The sequence below is a fragment of the Arthrobacter mangrovi genome (assembly GCF_026011795.1).
In the GTDB taxonomy this organism is placed as follows: domain Bacteria; phylum Actinomycetota; class Actinomycetes; order Actinomycetales; family Micrococcaceae; genus Crystallibacter; species Crystallibacter mangrovi.
Genome location: NZ_BRVS01000002.1, coordinates 146,081 through 166,880, shown reverse-complemented (window position 1 = coordinate 166,880; position 20,800 = coordinate 146,081). Strand labels below are relative to the sequence as shown.

Here is a 20,800-nt window from a genome sequence, read left to right as displayed (position 1 = left end):
GCGGCTCACTCGTGCCGGGTGCCGAAGACGATCTCGTCCCAGCTCGGTACGCTTGAGCGCTTGGGCCGCAGCGACCGCTTTGGCTGTGCCTCGGCTTCTTCCGCGGAGCCGGACTTGGCCTCAGTGTCCCCGGTCTCCGCCTGCCCGCTCCCTGCCTCCTCCGCGCCGGCCGGACCGGTCCCTGCCTGCTCCTTGCCGCGAAGGGGTGCGCCGGAGACAGTGATCTCGCGCGTTTCTGTGCTCACGCCTTCCGGAAGGTCGAGCGGACCGTCGCCCCCGCCGTCGTACGCGGGAGCGAGGCTCAGCCCGAACGGAAGGCCCTTGGACGGGTGCTCTCCGCCCTCCTCGGCGGCGGCGGGGCTATCCTCCGAATCGCTGTCGCGGGGATGCGCCGCGGGAACGGCGCCGCGGCTCAGCATCAGCGCCAGGGCATCATCCGCGTCCTCGTCGACGCCGAGGCGCTGGCCGCGGCGGGACCGCAGGACCTCAAGCAGGTTGTCCGGATCCGCATCCTCCTGCGCCTCCGGCGACACCTCCCGGGCGTCCGTTTCCGGCTCGGCATCGGTTTCGAAGTCGAAGACGCGGTCTGCCACCGCGGTCAGGCGCCGGCCGGGAACCGGGCCGTCCAGCGGCTCGATTTCGCTCAGTTGCTGCGCCCACCGGCTGGTGTTCCGGATGGTCCGGCGGCTGTGGTCGTAGATCCAGCGGGCCGGCGGTTCCTCGCCGACCGACCCGGTGGCCTCCGCAGGCAGGCTGAACTGCGCGAGTACCTCCCAGGTGCCGTCGGCGCGCCGCCAGGAATCCCAGGCGAGCGTGTCCGGGTCGATGCCAAAGGCCGGGAGGCGATGGAGCACCATGGCGCCGAGCGTGGCCGGCTGCTCGGCCTGGCCGGACCGGTACCCCTCGTGGGCGGGAATGGCGGCGGCGACCTCTACCAGCTGCGCCTGCTGGGCCATGTAGTCGCGTTCCGCGAGGACCGGGCCCTCATAGCGCCGGATGCGTTCCATGGAAACCCCGGATTCGGCGGCCACTTCCTCGGCGGAAGCACCAGCGCGAATCCGCGCCTGGATCTCCCGAGGCGACATCACGGGGCCGGATTCCGGGGACTCCGCCGCAGGCACACGCACGGACGGGCGGGCCGCCGCGGAGCGGAGCGCCTCGTCGATGGCCAGGCGGTAGCTTTCTCCGCCCTCGCCGCCCAACAGCAGATGTTCGCCATCCTCATGGACACCCACCAGCCGCAGATCCTGCATGAAAACCCTCCACCAGACGACAATTCCTGCTGAAACTCTGCCATCGAAGAGGCCTATTTCCTACTGTTTGGGCGGGTGTGGCGCGGACTGGCTGGGCCGGTGGCCACCTGGCGCCTTCCGCCGGCGGCCCCGCCGCGTGCTCGTGCGGGCCGACCGGCGGTTACGATCCGGCGGCGCGGGTTGGCGTTTAGATGGCAAGTAGGCAACAATCTTCGCGTTGCGGGCACAAACCCGGCACCCCGGGCGTTGTGCTCTGACATACCTGCCGGAAGCCTGCCTCGGGCTTCCGTTCGCGGAGGACCGCACCCACAGACAAGCGACAGAACCGGAGCGTGAAGAAGACGATCATGGCCACTGACTACGATGCGCCGCGCAAACCCGACGAGGAGCTGAGCGAGGACTCGATCGAGGAGCTGAAGTCGCACCGGACCGACAAACAGTCAGCCGTGGTGGACGAAGACGAAGCGGAGGCCGCCGAAGGATTCGAGCTCCCCGGCGCGGATCTGTCGGGTGAAGAGCTGATGGTCCGCGTCATGCCGGCCCAGTCCGACGAATTCACCTGCGCTTCATGCTTCCTGGTCCGCCATCGCTCGCAGGTGGCGAAGGAGAAGGACGGGCTGCTCTACTGCAAGGACTGCGAGGGCTGACCCAGGGCGGCGACCAGTTGTTCCGGACGGCGCGTCGACGTCAGCCAGTAGGGCGTGCGGTCTGCCTCGTCCGTGATTTCGATTTTCACCACCGGCGAGATCCAGCCGCGGATGCATTGGTAAGCGGTGGCGTTGAGCTTTGGTCCGCGCTGTTCGACGGCGGCGTCTCCGCGGAAGCCTTCCACCGCACCAATGAATTCGCGTTCAATCTGCGCGCGGCCGACCTGCAGGCTCCGGTCGGTCACCGTGATCCGCGGCGTGGAGATGAAGAGCAGGAAGCCCAGGATCAGGGCCGTGACGACGGCGGCGATGTAGCCGGTGGCCAGGCTGATCGGAGCCAGCACGAAGATCACCGCTCCGGAAACGCCCGCTGCGATGAGCCAGACCCAGAAGTTCGGCCAGAGCCGCTCCTGGTAGATCGGTTCCGTAGCGGATCCGGTGGGCTGGCCGGCGGCGGGGGAGGGTGTTGCGCTCATGAGTTTCAGCTTATCCTGCGCGGACGGCGCGATCGGGACACTGGGCGGGACCTCCGGGCACGCTCGCCGTAGCTGGGCCTGGGACAAAGAGGATAGAGTGATGTGCGGAAATGCCCGCGGCGGCTTCGCCGCGCCGAACGAGGAACGGTCACGAGTGCAGGAAATTCAACCAACGCTGAACGTTCAGCTGAAAATGCTCGACGACGCGCTGGAGGCACCTTCGTATGCGCACCCCGGGGATGCCGGCGCCGACCTGCGCACCAGGATCGACTTCCGGATCGGGCCGGGGGAGCGCGTGCTGGTGCCCACGGGCGTGGCGATTGCCCTTCCCGCCGGCTACGTCGCCCTGATCCACCCGCGCTCCGGACTTGCCACTAAGCATGGACTGACCATCGTGAACGCCCCCGGCACCGTGGATGCAGGCTACCGCGGTGAAATCGCCGTGACGCTGCTGAATACGGATGCCTCCGCGGCGCTTGAGTTCAAGCGCGGGGACCGCATCGCCCAGATGGTGATCCAGCGCGTCGAAACCGCGTCCTTCGAGTTGGTTGCCGAACTCCCTGGCTCCGTCCGCGGCACCGGAGGTTTCGGATCCACCGGCGGATTCACCGCCGCACAGTAAAGAAACGTCCCGGCGTGCCCACCGGCCGCCGGCCAACCGCATCAAGTCCGAGAGGAAAGCCACGATGGTATTTGGGCGCCGCAAGAAGCGCAGCGACTCTGCCGAGCCTGCCGATGGCACCGAGGCCGCGGGCACCGGGGAAGTTGCCGCCTCCGCAGACGAGCCCGGCGGTGAAACCGGGTCCGCGGGCCAGCCGGACAAGGATGCCTTCCGTACCGGCGGGCCCTTCGACAGCGCCGAGAAGGACACCGGGGAAGACTACCTGGACCTTGGCGCCCTGAAGATCCGCCCGCGCGAAGGCCTGCAGCTGCGGCTGGAAGTAGAGGAGCGCACCCAGCGCGTCATCGCAGTAACGCTGGACCTCGCCGGATCGAGCCTGCAGCTGCAGGCCTTCGCCGCCCCGAAATCCGAGTCGCTCTGGCCGGAGATCCGCGAACAGATCGCTGCCTCGGTCGGTTCGCAGGGCGGCGAGGTCGAAGAGCTCGAGGGACCGCTCGGCACCGAGGTTGTCGCCAAGCTCCCGGCGCAGACGCCGGATGGCAAGACCGGCTACCGGGTTGCGCGATTCGTCGGCGTGGACGGGCCGCGCTGGTTCCTGCGCGGAGTGATCGGCGGCGCCGCGGCGCTTGACCGGGAAAAGTCCGCCGACCTGGAAGACCTGTTCCGCTCTACGGTCGTGGTCCGCGGCAGCCAGCCGCTGCCTCCACGCGACCTGCTGCAGCTGCGCCTCCCGAAGGAGGCCGCGCCGCAGCCCGAACCGGAAGCCAAGCCCGGGCTCGGCGCGCCGGAACGCGGGCCGGAGATCACCCACATTGGTTGATTCCGGTGCACGGCTGCGGGCGGCAGCGGCGACGGTGCCGCTGGACCGGCTGCCGGAGCGCGGGCGGATCCGTTCGGCCGGCTTCGTGGAGTCGGTCACCATCCTGCCCGCGGGCGAGGCCCCGAGCTTCTCCGCCGTCGTCGTCTCCGAGCTGCCAGGCGCCGAGACGGGGACCAAGGCGGCGTCCCGGCGGGGCCGGATCCGCCTGGTCTGGCTCGGCCAGCGGAAGGTGCCTGGAATCGACGCCGGAATCCGGCTGGGGTTCGACGGCATGGTCTCCCAAGTCGACGGCCTGCCCACCATGTACAACCCGGGATACGAGATCTTGAGCCTGCTGGAGAACGAGTCATGACTGAACAGCCCGCACCGCGGGACGAACCCGAGAAGTCCCTGTCGGACCTGGCCGGCAGTTATGCCGCCAAGGCCGGCATGGAGCGGCGCGACGACGGGCAGATCGACGTGCTCAAATCCATCGGCGGGGTCCGCGGCCTCGTCGAGAGTGTCCTGCCCGGCATCATCTTCCTCGTCGTCTTCACCGTCAGCCGCGACCTTGGCCCGGCCCTGATCGGCGCCCTCGGCACTGCAGCCGTTTTCACCGTGCTGCGGCTCATCCAGCGCGGAACCGTGACGCAGGCCTTCTCGGGCCTGGTCGGCGTGGCCATCTGCGCCTTCGTGGCCAACAGCACGGGGCGTGCCGAGGACTTCTACGTCTGGGGCTTCATCACCAACGCCGCGTACATCGTCGGCATGGTGGTGTCCGTCCTGGTGAAATGGCCGCTCGCCGGGCTGCTGTTCGGGTTCATCCGCGGGGAGGGCCTCGACTGGCGGAAGCACCCGCGCCGGCTGAAGGCGTATGCGCTGGCGACCTGGATCGTCACCTCGGTCCTGGTGCTGCGCCTGCTGGTGCAGGTACCGCTCTATTTCATGGGCGAAGACGGCCTGGTCGCGCTCGGCACGGCGCGGCTGGTCATGGGCCTGCCGCTCTATGCCCTCGGGCTGTGGCTGGCCTGGCTGGTGTCACGCCCGGCCGACAGCACCATCGCCGGCGGCAGCGCCGGCCGGGCGGGCGAGCAGGACTGAGCGCAGTTCCTGTTCGGCCGCGATCGTGGTGACGAAGAACAGTTCGTCGCTCGCCTCGATCACGTCGTCGGCACTCGGGGTGATCGGTGCATCGTCGCGGAGGATGGCGACCACCGTCGCGTCCTGGGGCCAGTCCACCGAGCCGAGCGTGCTGCCGATCAGGGGCGAGTCCCCGGGGACGGTGAATTCCACGATCGAGGCCACGCCGGTCTGCAGCGTCAGCAGGCGGACCAGGTCGCCGATTTCGACGGCCTCTTCCACCAGGGCCGTCATGAGCCGCGGAGTGTTGACGGCGACGTCGACTCCCCAGGAATCGTCGAACATCCAGTCGTTCTTCGGGTTGTTGACCCGGCCTACGGTGCGGCCGACGCCGAACTCGCTTTTGGCCAGCAGGGACACCACGAGGTTCACCTTGTCATCGCCCGTGGCGGACACGACGACGTCGGCCTCTTCCAGTTTCGCGTCGCGCAGCGTGGTGATCTCGCAGGCGTCGCCGATCAGCCAGCGGGCCCCCTTGAGCCCGCTGCGGCCGATCACTTCGGGCTTCTGGTCGATGAGCAGGATGTCGTGGTTATTGGACAGCAGTTCACGGGCGATCGAGGAGCCGACGCTGCCGGCGCCGGCAATGACGACCTTCATTCGGACTCCTTCACCGGAGGTTTGGACAGGACTGCGGAGATTTCATGCGTGGCGTCGACGCGCATCATGGCATGCAGGATGTCGCCGTGCTGGAAGCGGGTCTCCGGGCCCGGCAGCATGCCCTCGCCGAAACGGGTGAGATAGGCCACGCGCGCCCCCGACAGGGCTTCGATCTCGGTGAGGAAGTGCCCGGCCCACGCCTCGTGCAGCGACACCTCGCCCAGGATCAGGCGCCCGGAGGCTTCGCGGTAGTCGCCCTTGATGCTCTGCTCGGGCAGGATCCTGCGCAGCACCTGGTCCGCGCTCCAGCGCACCGCCGCCACCGTGGGAATGCCCAGGCGCTGGTAGATCTCGGCGCGCCCCGGGTCGTAGATGCGGGCGACGACGTGCTGCACGTGGAAGGTCTCCCGCGCCACCCGGGTTGCGAGGATATTCGAATTGTCGCCGCTCGAAACCGCCGCAAAGGCGTAGGCCTTCTCGATATCGGCATGGCGGAGCGTGTCCCGGTCGAACCCCACACCGGTGACCTTGCGGCCGGAAAAATCGCTGCGCAGGCGGCGGAAGGCGCGGTCGTCCTGGTCGATGACCGCGACGCTGTGGCCGGAGTCGTCGAGGGTGTGGGCCAAGGTGACGCCGACGCGTCCGCAGCCCATGATGACGAAATGCGCCACTGTCGATGCCTCTTCCGCTGTTCCAAGCTGTCCTGCTGCCAGCTTAACCCCTTGCCGCCCGGCCGGCGGCTTAGAGTGATTCCATGACAACCCTGCAGGCAAGCGGTTACGGTTGTGGGCTGTGCTGACATATCTTGACGCCCTCAAGCGGATCTTGGTGGGCCGGCCCTTCCGGACGGAACGGGCCAAGGTGCAGCCGTTGCCGCAGTGGCTGGCCCTGCCGGTGTTTTCGGCGAACGCGCTGTCCTCCGTTGCCTATTCGCCGGATGAGATCCTGCTCACGCTGGCACTGGCCGGCGTCGCGGCCGTGGCGCTCTCGCCGCTGGTCGGACTGGCGGTCATGGTCGTCCTGCTGGTCATCATCGCCTCCTACCGGCAGAGCGTGCACGCCTACCCTTCCGGCGGCGACTACCAGATCGCCAGCGAGAACCTCGGCAAGACGGCGGGCATCACCGTCGGCTCGGCGCTGATGTTCGACTACGTGCTCACCGTCGCGGTGTCGATGTCGTCGGCGGCGCACTACCTGATTTCCGCTTTCCCCGCACTCCACGGAGGACAACCGGCAGCCGCTGCCCTCGGCGTCGTTGTCCTGGCGTTCCTCCACCTGCGCGGCCTGCGCCGCGGCGGCCGCGCCGTCGCCATCCCGACCTACGCGTTCGTCGGCCTCATCCTGCTGATGTGCCTGGTCGGCTTCATCCAGGACCTGGGCGGGGAGCTGGAACTGGCCCCCAGCGCCGCACTGGACATCGTTCCGGCCGCCGAGTTCCAGGCCGGCCTGACCGGACTGGCCGGCGCGTTCCTGGTGCTGCGCGCCTTCTCCACCGGGGCCGCGGCGCTGACCGGCGTGGAGACCCCGGCCAGCAATGTGAAGGCCTTCCGGCCGCCGCGGGCCCGGAACGCCGCCACGGCGCTGCTCGTCCTCGGTATCGCCGCGACCGTGATGACCATGGCCGTGCTGTACCTCGCCCGGGCCACCCGCGTGCACGTGGTGCAGGTGCCCGCGGAGCAGCTGCGCCTGAACGGCGGGCCGCTGCCGGCCGACTACGTGCAGATGCCGGTCATCAGCCAGCTGGCCGCCACCGTGTTCGACCGCGGCAACGTGCTCTTCTACCTGGTGGTAGCCGCGACCGGCCTGATCCTGGTGCTGGCCAGCCACTCGGCCTTCACGGCTTTCCCCGCGCTGGCGTCCATACTCGCCACGGACGGGTTCCTCCCGCGCCAGCTGCGGACCCGCGGCGACCGGCTCAGCTTCAGCAATGGCGTCCTGGCGCTGGCCGGGGCGGCGCTGCTGCTGATCCTGGTTACCCGCGCCGACGTGACGCAGCTGATCCAGCTGTACGTGGTCGGCGTGTTCGTCTCCTTCACCTTCAGCCAGCTCGGCATGATCAAACACTTTTCGCGGCTGATCCGCTCCACGCCGAACCGGCGCCTGCGGCGGAAAATGATGCGGTCCCGGCTGATCAACCTCATCGGCTTCATCCTCACCGCCACCGTGCTGGCGGTCGTGCTGGTCAGCAAGTTCGTCTTCGGCGCCTGGATCGCGGTGGCCGGCATCTTCCTGCTGGGGCTGGCCATGTACAGCATCAACCGGCACTACCAGCAGGTCGCCCGCGAGCTGGCGGTGGAGGAGACGGGGCAGGCCACGGCCCTGCCGTCGCGGGTGCATGCGGTGATCCTCGTCTCGCACGTGCGCAAGCCGGTGCTGCGCGCGCTGGCGTTCGCCCGGGCCTCGCGGCCCTCGAAGCTGGACGCCGTGATCGTGGACATCGACGAGGAGGAGACCGCGCAGACGCTGGCCGACTGGGACCGGCTGAAGATCCCGGTGCCGATCACCGTGCTTGCCTCGCCCTACCGGGACACCACCACGCCGATCATCAACTACATCCAGAACATCCGCCGCGATTCCCCGCGGGACCTGGTGGTCGTGTACATTCCCGAATACGTCGTGGGGCGCTGGTGGGAGCAACTCGTGCACAACCAGACCGCCCTGCGGATCAAAACCCGACTGCACTTCGAACCGGGCGTCATGGTGGCCAGCGTGCCATGGCAGCTCGCGTCCTCCGATGCGGTCCGCAAATTCCAGGAGCTTTCCTAAATGCCGCAGGCCACCGACCGTGACTCCGACCTCGAACTAGAACTGACCGTTTCCGCGCCGGCGCACGGCGGCCACTTCATCGCCCGGCACGAGGGCCGCGTCGTCTTCGTGCGGCACGCCCTGCCGGGGGAGCGGGTACGGGTCCGCGTCACGGACGGCGGTCCGGACGCCGGATTCTGGCGCGCCGACACCATCGAGGTCCTGGAGGCCTCGCCGCACCGCGTGGAGCATCCCTGGGCCCCGGCCGACGCGCTGCTGGCCGCCAAGGCCGGCAAGCCGCCGGTCGGCGGGGCCGAGTTCGGCCACATCGCCCTGGACGAGCAGCGCGCACTGAAGGCTGCCATCTTCGAGGAACAGCTGCACCGCCTGGCGGGAATGGAGCGCAGCGTCAGCGTGGAACCTGCGGACGCCAACGACGACGGCGGGCTGGGCTGGCGTACGCGGGCGGCTTTCGCCGTGGACCAGTCCGGGCGGCTGGCCATGAATGCCCACCGCTCGGACCAGCTGATCCCGGTGGCCGACATGCCGCTGGCCGTGCCGGCCATCAACGAGCTGCGGCTCTGGGAGCAGGACCTCAGCCAGCTGGTGCGGGTTGAGGTGGCGGCGCCCGCCAACGGTTCGGCGCCGCTGGTGCTGCTGGTGCCGGCCAAGGGCGCGAGCCCCCGCCGGCTGGCCGCCATCGCCGGGCGGATTCCGGCGCCCGCGTCGGTCGCCGTATGGGAGCCCGAAGAACAGCGGCTGACGCGGCTGCGCGGCAGGACCTGGGTGTCCGAAAGCTGCCGGGGCCACGAATACCGGGTGACGGGGGAGGGGTTCTGGCAGATCCACCGCTCGGCCCCGCAGGTGCTGACCGGCGCCGTGCTGGCGGGCCTGGATCCGCAGCCGGGCCAGCGCGTCGCGGACCTCTACGCCGGTGCCGGACTGTTCACCGCGCCGCTGGCCGCCGCCGTCGGGCCTTCCGGCGGGGTGCTCTCGGTGGAAGGTTCCCCGGGCACCAGCCGCGACGCCCGCAAGAACCTGCACGGCATGGAACAGGTGCAGATCGTGCAGGGCAAGGTCGAGAACGTGCTGCAGCGCCACCACGACCGGCTGGATGCCGTGGTGCTCGATCCGCCCCGCGCCGGCGCGGGACGGAAGGTGGTGGAGCAGCTGCACGGCAAACGTCCCTCGGTGGTCGGCTACGTGGCGTGCGACCCCGCGTCCTTCGCGCGCGACCTCGGCTACTTCCTCAAGCTTGGCTGGGAGCTGCGGGACCTGCGGGTCTTCGACCTCTACCCGAATACGCACCACATGGAGTCCTTCGGCCTGCTGGTGCGCGCCTGACGGGCGGCAGCGAGCGGGAGCGCAGCTAGGCCTCGATCCGTGCCAGCAGCTCGCGGAGCCGGTCCACCAGCGGCTGGCGGTCGGCTTCCCGGATGGAGCCGAGGAGCTCGTGCTCGATGCGCAGGAGCTCGACGAATGCGGCATCCACGATCCGCCGGCCCTCCGGGTGGAGTTTCACCCGCACGATCCGCGCGTCGGCGAGGTCCGTCGAGCGGCCCACCAGGCCCCGGGCGACGAGCCGGTCGATGCGGTTGGTCATGGTGCCCGAGGTCACCAGGTTCTCCTTGGCCAGCTGCCCGGCGGTCATCGCGCCGTCGGGGGAGCGCCGGATGGCCGAAAGCACATCGAAGTCACCCAGTTGCAGGCCGTGGGCAGCCAAGGCGTTGCGCCGCAGGGCATCGAAGCGCTGGGCCAGCCGGCTGATACGGCTGAAGACGCCCATGGGCTCGACATTCTCCGACGGCATGACACCCTGCCAACCGTCGATGATTTCGTCCACCGCATCCATATGCCGCTCCATGTCCCACTCATCCTTCGCGCCAGCCCTGTCCATCCAAGTTATCTTGACATCAAGATATTTGGAAAGTAGGGTTCTGGTAAATCTTGATGTCAAGAGATCCCCGGTTCGGGGGTCTGCCCAAAGGGCTGCGGGGATAGGCTGGCAACAGCTCTGCCGCAATCCAGCCGCACGCTTGCCGATAAGGCCCGCCTAACTGGCGGGGCGTCCGGACGGGCAACAAAGATGTGAATGGCGAGAGGAGTCCCCTGTGAGCAATGTGGACAGCTTCGGTTCCAAAGGCGCATTGAACGTCGGTGGTACCGAGTACGAAATTTTCCGGCTGAACTCGATCGAAGGCGCCGACAGCCTTCCGTTCAGCCTCAAGGTTCTCCTGGAGAACCTGCTGCGCACCGAAGACGGTGCCAACATCACCGCGGACCATGTCCGCGCCCTGGCCGGCTGGGATCCCAGCGCCCAGCCGAACACCGAAATCCAGTTCACGCCCGCCCGCGTGATCATGCAGGACTTCACCGGCGTTCCCTGCGTGGTCGACCTGGCCACCATGCGCGAGGCCGTGAAGGAGCTCGGCGGCGACCCGAAGCGCGTCAACCCGCTGGCCCCGGCCGAGATGGTCATCGACCACTCCGTCCAGATCGACGTCTTCGGCAACGCCCAGGCGGTCGAGCGCAACATGGAGATCGAATACCAGCGCAACGGCGAGCGTTACCAGTTCCTGCGCTGGGGCCAGACCGCGTTCGATGACTTCAAGGTTGTTCCCCCGGGCACCGGCATCGTGCACCAGGTCAACATCGAGTACCTGGCGCGCACCGTGATGACCCGCGAAGTGGACGGCAAGCTGCGTGCCTACCCGGACACCTGCGTCGGCACGGATTCGCACACCACCATGGTCAACGGCCTGGGCGTGCTGGGCTGGGGCGTCGGGGGCATCGAGGCCGAGGCTGCCATGCTCGGCCAGCCCGTCTCCATGCTGATCCCGCGCGTTGTCGGCTTCAAGCTCACCGGTGAAATTCCCGCCGGCGCCACCGCCACCGACGTGGTGCTGACCATCACCGAGATGCTGCGCAAGCACGGCGTCGTCGGCAAGTTCGTCGAGTTCTACGGTGACGGCGTCGCTGCGGTGCCGCTGGCCAACCGCGCGACGATCGGCAACATGAGCCCCGAGTTCGGCTCGACCGCCGCCATGTTCCCGATCGACGATGTCACCCTGGACTACCTGCGCCTGACCGGCCGCTCCGAGGAGAACATCGCCCTCGTCGAGGCCTACACCAAGGAGCAGGGCCTCTGGCACGACCCGAGCCGCGAGCTGCGCTTCTCCGAGTACCTCGAGCTGGACCTGTCCACCGTTGTGCCGTCGATCGCCGGCCCGAAGCGTCCCCAGGACCGCATCGAGCTCAGCGCCTCCAAGGACCAGTTCCGCAAGGACCTGCACAACTACGTCAAGGCAGCCAACGAGGACGCCCTGGACGAGGCACTCGAAGAGAGCTTCCCCGCCTCGGACGCTCCGGCGATGACTTCCACTGTCCGCCACTCGGCGGCTGCGAACTCCGACGGCCGCCCGACCAAGGCAGTCGACGTCAAGATGGAGGACGGCCGCGAGTTCGTGCTGGACCACGGCGCGGTCACCATCGCCTCGATCACCTCCTGCACCAACACGTCCAACCCGTCGGTCATGCTGGCCGCCGCGGTGCTGGCGCGCAACGCCGTCGACAAGGGCCTGACCTCCAAGCCGTGGGTCAAGACCTCCGTCGCCCCCGGCTCCAAGGTCGTCACCGAGTACTACGAGAAGTCCGGCCTGGTGCCCTACCTGGAGAAGCTCGGCTTCTTCACCGTGGGCTACGGCTGCGCGACCTGCATCGGCAACTCGGGACCGCTGGAAAGCGAGATCTCCGAGGCCATCCAGGCCAACGACCTCTCCGTCACGGCGGTGCTCTCGGGCAATCGCAACTTCGAGGGCCGGATCAACCCGGACGTCAAGATGAACTACCTGGCCTCGCCGCCGCTGGTCATCGCGTACGCCCTGGCCGGTTCCATGGACTTCGACTTCGAGAAGGACGCGCTCGGCACGGACTCCGAGGGCAACGAGGTCTTCCTGAAGGACATCTGGCCGAGCCCGACCGAGGTCCAGGCCATCATCGACTCCTCGATCGACGAAGAGATGTTCGCCAAGGGCTATGACGGCGTCTTCGACGGCGACGACCGCTGGCGTGCACTCGAGACCCCGCTGGGCGACACCTTCGCCTGGGCCGAGGACTCGACCTACGTGCGCAAGCCCCCGTACTTCGAGGGCATGAAGGCGCAGCCGGAGCCCGTCGCGGACATCAGCGGTGCCCGCGTGCTGGCCAAGCTGGGCGACTCCGTGACCACGGACCACATCAGCCCGGCCGGCTCCTTCAAGTCCGACAGCCCGGCAGGCCGCTACCTGCTGGAGCACGGCGTGGAGCGCAAGGACTTCAACTCCTACGGTTCCCGCCGCGGCAACCACGAGGTGATGATCCGCGGCACCTTCGCCAACATCCGGCTGAAGAACCTGCTGCTGGACGGCGTGGAGGGCGGCTTCACCCGCGACTTCACGCAGACCGGCGGACCGCAGGCCTACATCTACGACGCCGCGATGAACTACCAGGCCGCCGGCACCCCGCTGGTCGTCCTGGCCGGCAAGGAGTACGGCTCCGGCTCGTCCCGTGACTGGGCGGCCAAGGGCACCGCGCTGCTGGGCGTCAAGGCCGTCATCGCCGAGAGCTTCGAGCGCATCCACCGCTCGAACCTGATCGGCATGGGCGTGCTGCCGCTGCAGTTCCCGGCCGGCGAGAGCGCTGGCTCGCTGGGCCTGACCGGCATCGAGACCTTCGCGATCGAGGGCGTGACCGAGCTGAACAACGGCACCACCCCGAAGACCCTGAAGGTCACCGCCACCGACGAAGACGGAAAGGTCACCACGTTCGACGCGGTCGTGAGAATCGACACGCCGGGCGAGGCCGACTACTACCGCAACGGCGGCATCCTGCAGTACGTTCTGCGTCAGCTGACCGCGGCCTAAGCGCGTTCGGCCCCTACGCAGCGGGCCCCCGGCATTCCGTCCTTCGGGCGGGCCGGGGGCCCGCTGCGCGTTATGGTTAAGTGTTGGCCACCGCGAAGTCTTCAGCGCGCGGAGGCAGTCCAGACACGGCAAGGGAGGCACTATGGGCCTACTGGAGACAATCCGTAATCCTCAGGACCTCAGCAAGCTCAGCTCGACGCAGCTGATGAGCCTGGCGGCGGAGATCCGGCAGTTCCTGATCACGAATGTCGCCCAGACCGGCGGGCACCTCGGTCCGAACCTCGGCGTGGTGGAACTGACGCTGGGGATCCATCGTGTCTTCGATTCCCCGCGGGACAGCATTGTCTTCGACACCGGGCACCAGTCCTACGTTCACAAGCTCCTCACGGGGCGGCAGGACTTTTCCACGCTCCGGCAGCAGGGGGGCCTCTCGGGCTACCCGGACCGGGCCGAATCAGTCCACGACATCGTCGAATCCTCGCACGCCTCGTCCTCCCTGTCCTGGGCGGACGGCATTTCCCGCGCCCGGCAGCTGAGCGGCGAAGGGGAGCGGTACGTGGTCGTCATGATCGGCGACGGCGCCCTGACCGGCGGCATGGCCTGGGAAGCCATCAACAACATCGCCGCGGACAAGAGCCGCCGCGTGGTCATCGTGGTCAACGACAACGGCCGGTCCTACGCCCCGACCATCGGCGGCCTCGCGGACCAGCTGGCCGCGCTCCGCGCCACGATCGACAGGGTCCGCACGCACAAGGCCTACGAGGGCACGCTCGACTGGTGGAAGGGGCGCCTGCAGAACGGCGGCCTGCTGAGCCAGCTGACCTATAAGAGCCTGCATGCGGCCAAGAAGGGCATCAAGGACTGGTGGGCCCCGCAGGGCCTGTTCGAAGACCTGGGCATGAAGTACATCGGCCCCATCGACGGCCACGACATGGCGTCCGTGGAGGATGCGCTGACCCAGGCCCGCAAGTACGGCGGCCCGGTGATCGTGCACGCCATGACGGAGAAGGGGCGCGGCTACGCGCCCGCCCGCGCCCACGAGGCGGACCAGTTCCACGCCGTCGGGGTCATCGACCCGGAAACCGGCGAGCCGCTGGACGCCGGCGGCGTGCAGTCGTGGACCTCCGTGTTTTCCGAGGAGATTGCGGCCATCGCGGACGAGCGCCCGGACATCGTCGGCATCACCGGTGCCATGCTGATCCCGGTGGGCCTGCACAAGATGGCCGCCAAGCACCCGGACCGGGTGTTCGACGTCGGCATCGCGGAGCAGCACGCCCTCACCAGCGCCGCGGGCATGGCCTACGGCGGGCTGCACCCGGTGGTCGCCGTGTACGCATCCTTCCTGAACCGCGCCTTCGACCAGCTGCTGATGGATGTCGCCCTGCACAAGGCCGGCGTCACCGTCGTGCTGGACCGCGCCGGCGTCACCGGGCCGGACGGGCCCAGCCACCACGGCATGTGGGACCTGTCGATGCTCCAGATCGTCCCCGGGCTGCACCTCGCCGCGCCCCGCGATGCCACCCGGCTGCGCGAGGAACTGCGCGAGGCGGTGGCCATTAATGACGCGCCCACGGTGGTGCGCTTCTCCAAGGGCTCCGTGGGCGAGGAGGTCCGGGCCATCGAGCGGCTCTCCGACGGCGTGGACGTGCTCGCGCGCCGCCCCTCCGGATCCACCGAGAACGACGTCCTCATCGTCAGCGTCGGCGCCATGGGCGAGATGGCGCTCGAGGTCTCCAACCGGCTCGGCGCCCAGGGCATCAGCTCCACCGTGGTGGATCCGCGCTGGGTGCTGCCGGTTCCGCCGTCGATCATTTCCCTGGCCGCGCGGCACCGGATCGTCATCGTGATCGAGGACGGCGTGCGTGCCGGCGGCGTCGGGTCGCGGATCCGCCAGGAGATGCGCGCTGCCGGCGTGGATACCGCGCTGAACGAGGTCGGACTCCCGGTCGAGTTCCTCGCGCACGGCTCGCGTGCCCAGGTGATGGAGCGGGTGGGGCTCACCGCGCAGCAGGTGACGCACGACGTCGTTGCCCAGGTCCTGGGCACGAAGGTCCCGTTCGCGCGGCCGTTGCCGGGGCAGGAACTGCCCACCGGACAGATCCCGAAGATCCAGTGAGGGAACCGGATTCCATCGACCGCGGCCAGCTGGTGGTGCTGCGCAACCGCAAATGGGACGGCACGCCGCACTGGGTGGTCCCCGGGGAATATCTCGGCCGCGACGGCTTCGGGCACTGGATCTGGCAGCCGGAGGGCTCCTTCGTGTCCAAGCCCGGTTATGGTTTCTACGCGGCCTCCGATGCGCTGGTGATGGTGCCGCACAGCGGTAACCACGTGGTGACGTTCTTCGACGAGCTGCATCCGAAGGACGTGGAGATCTATGTCGACATCGCCACGGACATCAGCTGGGGCGAACTCCACGCCGGGCGCGGATTCGAGGTGACCCTCGTCGACATGGACCTGGACGTCATCAGGACCTTCAACGGCCCGGGCACCTGGATCGACGACGAGGACGAGTTCACCGCCCATCAGGCGTCCATGTCCTACCCCGGGCCGGTGATCGAGGCGATGCGCGCCGAAGCCGACCGGATCTACGCCGCTGTGCGGGACCGGGCGGCTCCCTTCGACGGCACGGCGGCATACTGGTTCAGGAAGGCACGGGCATGAATTTCCTCCGTTTCTACAAGCGTCTCGACGACGGCACGCTGGTGTTCCGGGAGGCCTGGTTCGACGAGGACTACGCCCAGTTCGTCGTCAACCACGGCACGGTCGGGCACCAGAGCAGCACCAAGGAGACCCGCGATGTCTCGGCCGACGCCGCCGGCGGGCTGCTGGATGCCTTCGCGCAGCAGTGCGCCGAGGACGGCTATGCCGAGATCCCGCCGGAGGAACAGTCCACGGTGGTGGCCCAGTATGCGCTGAAGACCGCGGGCGGCAGCGAGCGGGACCGCTACCTCGAGGACAAGGCCCGGCGCGCCATCACCGAGTTCTTCGCGTGGCGTGGCCTCGGCACAGTGGAGCGCACCGAGTTCGCTCCGCACAAGCTGAACATTTTCTGCCTGGCCCCGGATGCCGCGAAGGCGGTGGCCGGGCTGAAGGTGTGCCTGCGCGAGGCCAAGCTGGACTTCACCAAGCTGACCATTGCCGCGGCACCGCCGCAGGACCGGGCCGCGCTGAAGCAGAAGCACCCGCTGCCCGCCAAGGCGCCGTTCAGCCTGGGCTGACCGGCAGCGTTCCCCGGGCTACGTCCGGCCGGCCGCGTTTCCGGGCAGGCACAGGCCTGCGGCACGGGCGGCGGCCCGGTACGCAGCCGCCAGGCTGGCCACGCTCTCATGCGCGTTCAGCCCGCTGGGATTGGGCACGGCCCACAACTCGGCCCCGGCGATCGTCTCGGGCTGCCGTCCGAGCCGCGCCTTCGGCCTGCCGAACCCGACGCGGTACGCGGTGATCCCGGCCACCGCCACGACGAGCGGGCCAAGTGCCGCGACCTTTGCCGCCAGGCGGTCCGCTCCGTCCCTGAGCTCCGCGGCCTCCAGCTCGTCGGCCCTCGCCGTGGCCCGGGCGACCATATTGGTGATGCCCACGCCGCGGGCCACTAGGTGGCCGCGGTCCGCGTCCGCCATGCCGTCTCCCGCGCGGATCAGGTGGTCCGTGATGCCGGCGGCCGCCAGGGCGGGATAGAAGCGGTTGCCGGGCCGCGCGAAGTGGGTGACCGTCGCCGCCGACCACAGGCCCGGATTGATGCCCACGAAGAGCAGGCGCAGTCCCGGGCCCAGCAGGTCGGGGACCGTGGCGCCGCGGTAGCTGAGCAGTTCGTCAGGGGTAAAGCGCACGGCCCCACTCTTTCACGTAGGAGCATTCCCGGGCGGCTCGCCGGTACGGCAAGGGCCCGGCGCGCCCGCCTTGCAGGCAGGAGCACCGGGCCCTCGGCCGCCGCCACGAATGACGGCGGAAGTTACCTCTAGTACGATCAGTCCGTTCCGGCGTCGAACGCTGCGCGGTCGAGGGCCTCGTCCGCCGCCCGGTCCGCCTCGTCGACCCGCTGGGTGTCGGCGATCTCGTTGGCTCCGCCGGCCTCCAGTGCACCGACCAGCTCCGCGGTCGGTCCGCCGACGAGTCCCTGCACGGCGTACTGCTCCAGGCGCGACCGCGAGTCCGCGATGTCCAGGTTGCGCATGGTCAGCTGGCCGATCCGGTCCAGCGGCCCGAAAGCGGCATCCCCGACACGCTCCATGGAGAGCTTGTCCGGGTGGTAGCTCAGGTGCGGTCCGGCGGTGTCCAGGATCGTGTAGTCCTCGCCGCGGCGCAGGCGCAGGGCGACCTCGCCGGTCACGGCGGAGCCGACCCACTTCTGCAGCGACTCGCGCAGCATCAGCGACTGCGGGTCCAGCCAGCGGCCCTCGTACATCAGGCGGCCCAGACGGCGGCCCTCGGCGTAGTAGTTGGCCACGGTGTCTTCGTTGTGGATGGCGTTGAGCAGCCGCTCGTAGGCGATGTGCAGCAGGGCCATGCCCGGAGCCTCGTAGATGCCGCGGCTCTTGGCCTCGATGATGCGGTTCTCGATCTGGTCGCTCATGCCCAGGCCGTGGCGGCCGCCGATGGCGTTTGCCTCGTTGACGAGGTCGACCGCGTCGGCGTACTCGTTGCCGTTGATGGCGACCGGGCGGCCCGCCTCGAAGCGGATCGTGACGTCCTCGGTGGCGATTTCGACGTCGTCGCGCCAGAAGGCGACGCCCATGATGGGCTCGACGGCCTCGAGGCTCGTGTCCAGGTGCTCCAGCGTCTTGGCCTCGTGCGTGGCGCCCCAGATGTTGGCATCGGTGCTGTAGGCCTTCTCCGCGGAGTCGCGGTAGGGGAAGTCATGGGCGGTGAGCCACTCCGACATTTCCTTGCGGCCGCCCAGTTCGGCGACGAACTTCGGGTCGAGCCAGGGCTTGTAGATGCGCAGGCGCGGGTGCGCCAGCAGTCCGTAGCGGTAGAACCGCTCGATGTCGTTTCCCTTGTAGGTGGAGCCGTCGCCCCAGATGTCGACGCCGTCTTCGCGCATGGCACGCACCAGCAGTGTCCCGGTGACCGCACGGCCCAGCGGGGTGGTGTTGAAGTAGGCACGTCCGGCGCTGCGGATGTGGAAGGCGCCGCAGGCCAGCGCGGCCAGGCCTTCCTCCACCAGGGCGGGCTTGCAGTCGACCAGGCGGGAGAGCTCCGCGCCGTATTCGGCCGCACGTCCGGGAACGGCGTCGATGTCCGGCTCGTCGTACTGACCGAGGTCCGCGGTGTAGGTGTAGGGGACGGCGCCGCCGTCGCGCATCCACGCTACTGCTACGGAAGTATCGAGTCCGCCGGAGAAAGCGATGCCGACGCGTTCGCCGACGGGAAGGGAAGTGAGAACTTTGGCCATGCTCTCGATAATAGGTGCACCGGGCGCCAAAGGCCGAAGCGGCCGCCCGTTAGCGGCTTCGTGACGTGGGCGAAATCACCCGCGCGCCCGGTTTCGGCCCGGCCAGCGGGGGTAGGATGCGAGGCGGGTTACATAGGCCAACGCGAAGGAACCAAGGATGGAATACCGCAGACTCGGCAACTCAGGTCTCACCGTCTCCGCTGTGGGGCTCGGCTGCAACAACCTGGGCCGCTCCGGCACGCCCACGGAACGCCAGGACGGCACGGACGCCGTCGTGCACGCGGCGCTGGAGGCCGGGGTCACGCTGTTCGACGTCGCGGACAGCTACGGGAAAGAACCCGGGTTGAGCGAGGAGTTCCTGGGGCGGGCCCTGGGACAGCGGCGGGAGGACGTCGTCGTCGCCACCAAATTCGGAATGGACATGCGCGGGGCCAACGGCGAGGACTTCGGTGCCCGCGGTTCGCGGCGCTACATCGTCAAGGCGGCCGAGGCATCGCTTCGGCGGCTGGGCACGGACTGGATCGACCTCTACCAATTCCACACCCCGGACCCGCTGACGCCGATCGACGAGACCCTCTCGGCCCTGGACGACCTGGTCCGGGCCGGCAAGGTGCGTTACGTCGGGCACTCCAACTTTGCCGGCTGGCAGGTCGCCGAGGCCGAGTTCACCGCCCGGATGCATGGCTTTACGCGCTTCGTCTCCAGCCAGAACCACTACAACCTGCTGGACCGGCGGGCGGAGCTCGAAGTCACCCCGGCGGCCGAGGCCTACGGGCTGGGCGTCCTGCCGTACTTTCCGCTGGCCAACGGACTGCTGACCGGTAAGTACAAGGAGGGCAAGGCACCCGAGGGCAGCCGGCTGACCCATTCGCGCACCAACCTGCTCCAGGACGCCGACTGGGAACAGCTCGGGGCGTTCTCCAAGTTCGCGGCGGACCGCGGGCTGGCGGAGATCGAGGTGGCCTTCTCCTGGCTGGCGTCCCGGCCGTCGGTCGCTTCCGTGATCGCCGGAGCCACCAAGCCGGAGCAGATCCGGCAGAACGCCTCGTCCGCCGGGTGGAAACCGACGGCCGAGGACCTGGCCGCGCTGGACGAAATCTTCCCCACGGTGCCCAAGGTCGCGCTCTTCTAGGTCCCGGCGTGCGCATCATCTTCGACAACGACACCGGGATCGACGACGCCCTGGCGCTCGTCTACCTGCTGAGCAGGCCCGAGGTCGACCTGGCGGCGATCACCTGTTCGGCCGGCAACGTATCGGCCGAACAGGTGGCCCGGAACAACCTCGCCCTGCTGCAGCTGTGCGGACGGCCGGAGGTGGAAGTGGCGGCCGGGGCCAGCGACCCGCTCTCCATTCCGCTGGTCACCACCCCGGAGACGCATGGCGAGCAGGGCCTCGGCTATGCGGAACTCGCCGCCGGCTCCGCCCGGGTATCGCACCGCTCCGCCGTCGACCTCTGGATCGAGGAGGTGCGCAACGCCCCCGGGGAACTGACGGCCCTGCTGACCGCGCCGCTGACCAACTTCGCGCTGGCGCTGCGCCGCGACCCGGAGTTGCCGCGGTTGCTCAAGCGCACCGTCATCATGGGCGGCTGCTACTTCTACCAGGGCAACACCACGCCCACCGCCGAGTGGAACACCCACGTGGACCCGCACGCCGCGGCCGAGGTCTTCGCCGCGTTCGAGGGGCTGCCGGAGGAGCAGCTGCCCATCGTCTGCGCGCTGGAGACCACCGAGCGGATCGAGCTGCGCCCGGCGCATGTGGCCCGGCTCGCGCAGGAGTCCGGCTGTCCGTCGGAGGAACTGCTCCGCCCGGAGGATGCTCCGGGGACCCGCAGCACGGCCTCCAGCCCCCTGGTCCGCTTCCTCTCGGACGCGCTGCGCTTCTACTTCGAGTTCCACCGACAGTACGACCAGGGCTACGTCGCGCACGTACATGATGTCTTCGCGGCGGCCGTTGCCGCCGGGACCGTCGAGTACCGCGCCCGGCCGGCCACCGTGCACGTCGAGACGGCGCCGGGTCCGCTGGTGGGCACCACGGCCGCCGACTACCGCGGGCTGTGGGGCAGGAAGCCGAACGCGCGCATCGTGAACTGGAACGATCCTCCGGCGGTGTTCGACGAAGTCCTCGGCTCCATCGCCGCCTTGGCCCGCCGGCTGGACGGGCAGGCCGGATCGGTTCGGTAGGATAGTTCACCGGGTCGAGGTGACATAGGCCCATTCCC

Annotated in this window: 20 protein-coding genes; 13 read left to right on the top strand and 7 right to left on the bottom strand. The window is 68.9% G+C overall.

All coding sequences use genetic code 11. The features are described 5' to 3' along the window. Positions 1-5: 5 nt before the first annotated feature. A complete protein-coding gene (gene sepH / locus AHIS1636_RS02985; RefSeq protein ID WP_264794326.1) occupies positions 6-1,253 on the bottom strand; it encodes a septation protein SepH in 1,248 nt (415 codons plus the stop codon). Positions 1,254-1,600: 347 nt separating this feature from the next. On the opposite strand from sepH, the gene AHIS1636_RS02980 reads away from it, so the two are divergent. Then, a complete protein-coding gene (locus AHIS1636_RS02980) occupies positions 1,601-1,900 on the top strand; it encodes a DUF4193 domain-containing protein (RefSeq protein ID WP_264794387.1) in 300 nt (99 codons plus the stop codon). On the opposite strand, the gene AHIS1636_RS02975 is transcribed toward AHIS1636_RS02980, so the two are convergent. Next, on the bottom strand, positions 1,876-2,376 hold the full coding sequence (locus AHIS1636_RS02975) for a DUF3093 domain-containing protein (protein ID WP_264794325.1): 501 nt from the start codon (positions 2,374-2,376) through the stop codon (positions 1,876-1,878). The two genes, AHIS1636_RS02980 and AHIS1636_RS02975, sit on opposite strands and share 25 nt — an antisense overlap. A 100-nt stretch (positions 2,377-2,476) precedes the next feature. On the opposite strand from AHIS1636_RS02975, the gene dut reads away from it, so the two are divergent. From dut to AHIS1636_RS02955, 4 genes are all read left to right on the top strand, one after another. After that, a complete protein-coding gene (gene dut / locus AHIS1636_RS02970) occupies positions 2,477-2,998 on the top strand; it encodes a dUTP diphosphatase (RefSeq protein ID WP_264794324.1) in 522 nt (173 codons plus the stop codon). A 64-nt stretch (positions 2,999-3,062) separates the two neighbouring features. Continuing rightward, the gene (locus AHIS1636_RS02965) at positions 3,063-3,818 is read left to right on the top strand and encodes a DUF3710 domain-containing protein (protein WP_264794323.1); all 756 of its coding nucleotides are present in this window, start codon (positions 3,063-3,065) and stop codon (positions 3,816-3,818) included. Beyond that, positions 3,811-4,170: a hypothetical protein gene (locus AHIS1636_RS02960; RefSeq protein ID WP_264794322.1), complete on the top strand. Its 360-nt coding sequence runs from the start codon at positions 3,811-3,813 to the stop codon at positions 4,168-4,170. The genes AHIS1636_RS02965 and AHIS1636_RS02960 overlap by 8 nt, the downstream gene beginning before the upstream one ends. Then, positions 4,167-4,898: a DUF3159 domain-containing protein gene (locus AHIS1636_RS02955; protein WP_264794321.1), complete on the top strand. Its 732-nt coding sequence runs from the start codon at positions 4,167-4,169 to the stop codon at positions 4,896-4,898. The genes AHIS1636_RS02960 and AHIS1636_RS02955 overlap by 4 nt, the downstream gene beginning before the upstream one ends. Here AHIS1636_RS02955 and AHIS1636_RS02950 read toward each other — a convergent pair. Both AHIS1636_RS02950 and AHIS1636_RS02945 read right to left on the bottom strand, forming a co-directional pair. Continuing rightward, positions 4,836-5,537, bottom strand: a complete 702-nt coding sequence (locus AHIS1636_RS02950) for a potassium channel family protein (protein ID WP_264794320.1) — start codon at positions 5,535-5,537, stop codon at positions 4,836-4,838. The two genes, AHIS1636_RS02955 and AHIS1636_RS02950, sit on opposite strands and share 63 nt — an antisense overlap. Then, positions 5,534-6,208: a potassium channel family protein gene (locus AHIS1636_RS02945; protein WP_264794319.1), complete on the bottom strand. Its 675-nt coding sequence runs from the start codon at positions 6,206-6,208 to the stop codon at positions 5,534-5,536. The genes AHIS1636_RS02950 and AHIS1636_RS02945 overlap by 4 nt, the downstream gene beginning before the upstream one ends. A gap of 121 nt (positions 6,209-6,329) precedes the next feature. Between AHIS1636_RS02945 and AHIS1636_RS02940 the strand changes: the two genes are divergently transcribed. Further along, positions 6,330-8,303 carry an APC family permease gene (locus AHIS1636_RS02940; protein ID WP_264794318.1) on the top strand — a complete coding sequence of 658 codons (1,974 nt, stop codon included), beginning with the start codon at positions 6,330-6,332 and terminating at the stop codon, positions 8,301-8,303. Next, a complete protein-coding gene (locus tag AHIS1636_RS02935; RefSeq protein WP_264794317.1) occupies positions 8,304-9,626 on the top strand; it encodes a class I SAM-dependent RNA methyltransferase in 1,323 nt (440 codons plus the stop codon). A gap of 25 nt (positions 9,627-9,651) precedes the next feature. On the opposite strand, the gene AHIS1636_RS02930 is transcribed toward AHIS1636_RS02935, so the two are convergent. Then, positions 9,652-10,179, bottom strand: coding sequence for a MarR family winged helix-turn-helix transcriptional regulator (locus AHIS1636_RS02930; protein WP_264794316.1), 528 nt, complete (start codon positions 10,177-10,179; stop codon positions 9,652-9,654). Positions 10,180-10,393: 214 nt separating this feature from the next. Between AHIS1636_RS02930 and acnA the strand changes: the two genes are divergently transcribed. The 4 genes from acnA (at position 10,394) to AHIS1636_RS02910 (ending at position 16,404) form a co-directional block, all read left to right on the top strand. Beyond that, positions 10,394-13,183 (top strand): aconitate hydratase AcnA, encoded by a 2,790-nt coding sequence (gene acnA / locus AHIS1636_RS02925; protein ID WP_264794315.1) that lies wholly within the window; start codon positions 10,394-10,396, stop codon positions 13,181-13,183. A 142-nt stretch (positions 13,184-13,325) separates the two neighbouring features. Beyond that, the gene (gene dxs / locus AHIS1636_RS02920) at positions 13,326-15,299 is read left to right on the top strand and encodes a 1-deoxy-D-xylulose-5-phosphate synthase (protein ID WP_264794314.1); all 1,974 of its coding nucleotides are present in this window, start codon (positions 13,326-13,328) and stop codon (positions 15,297-15,299) included. Continuing rightward, on the top strand, positions 15,296-15,847 hold the full coding sequence (locus AHIS1636_RS02915) for a ribonuclease FAU-1 family protein (RefSeq protein WP_264794313.1): 552 nt from the start codon (positions 15,296-15,298) through the stop codon (positions 15,845-15,847). Before dxs ends, AHIS1636_RS02915 begins: the two co-directional genes overlap by 4 nt. Further along, positions 15,844-16,404, top strand: coding sequence for a hypothetical protein (locus AHIS1636_RS02910; protein WP_264794312.1), 561 nt, complete (start codon positions 15,844-15,846; stop codon positions 16,402-16,404). Before AHIS1636_RS02915 ends, AHIS1636_RS02910 begins: the two co-directional genes overlap by 4 nt. An 18-nt stretch (positions 16,405-16,422) precedes the next feature. On the opposite strand, the gene AHIS1636_RS02905 is transcribed toward AHIS1636_RS02910, so the two are convergent. Both AHIS1636_RS02905 and argG read right to left on the bottom strand, forming a co-directional pair. Continuing rightward, entirely contained in the window at positions 16,423-17,013 is a 591-nt protein-coding gene (locus tag AHIS1636_RS02905) for a mismatch-specific DNA-glycosylase (RefSeq protein WP_264794311.1), read from the bottom strand. A gap of 137 nt (positions 17,014-17,150) precedes the next feature. Then, entirely contained in the window at positions 17,151-18,578 is a 1,428-nt protein-coding gene (gene argG / locus AHIS1636_RS02900) for an argininosuccinate synthase (RefSeq protein ID WP_264794310.1), read from the bottom strand. Between the two features lie 157 nt (positions 18,579-18,735). On the opposite strand from argG, the gene AHIS1636_RS02895 reads away from it, so the two are divergent. Next, on the top strand, positions 18,736-19,710 hold the full coding sequence (locus AHIS1636_RS02895) for an aldo/keto reductase (protein ID WP_264794309.1): 975 nt from the start codon (positions 18,736-18,738) through the stop codon (positions 19,708-19,710). Positions 19,711-19,718: 8 nt separating this feature from the next. Further along, positions 19,719-20,762 (top strand): nucleoside hydrolase, encoded by a 1,044-nt coding sequence (locus tag AHIS1636_RS02890; RefSeq protein WP_264794308.1) that lies wholly within the window; start codon positions 19,719-19,721, stop codon positions 20,760-20,762. Positions 20,763-20,800 lie beyond the last annotated feature (38 nt).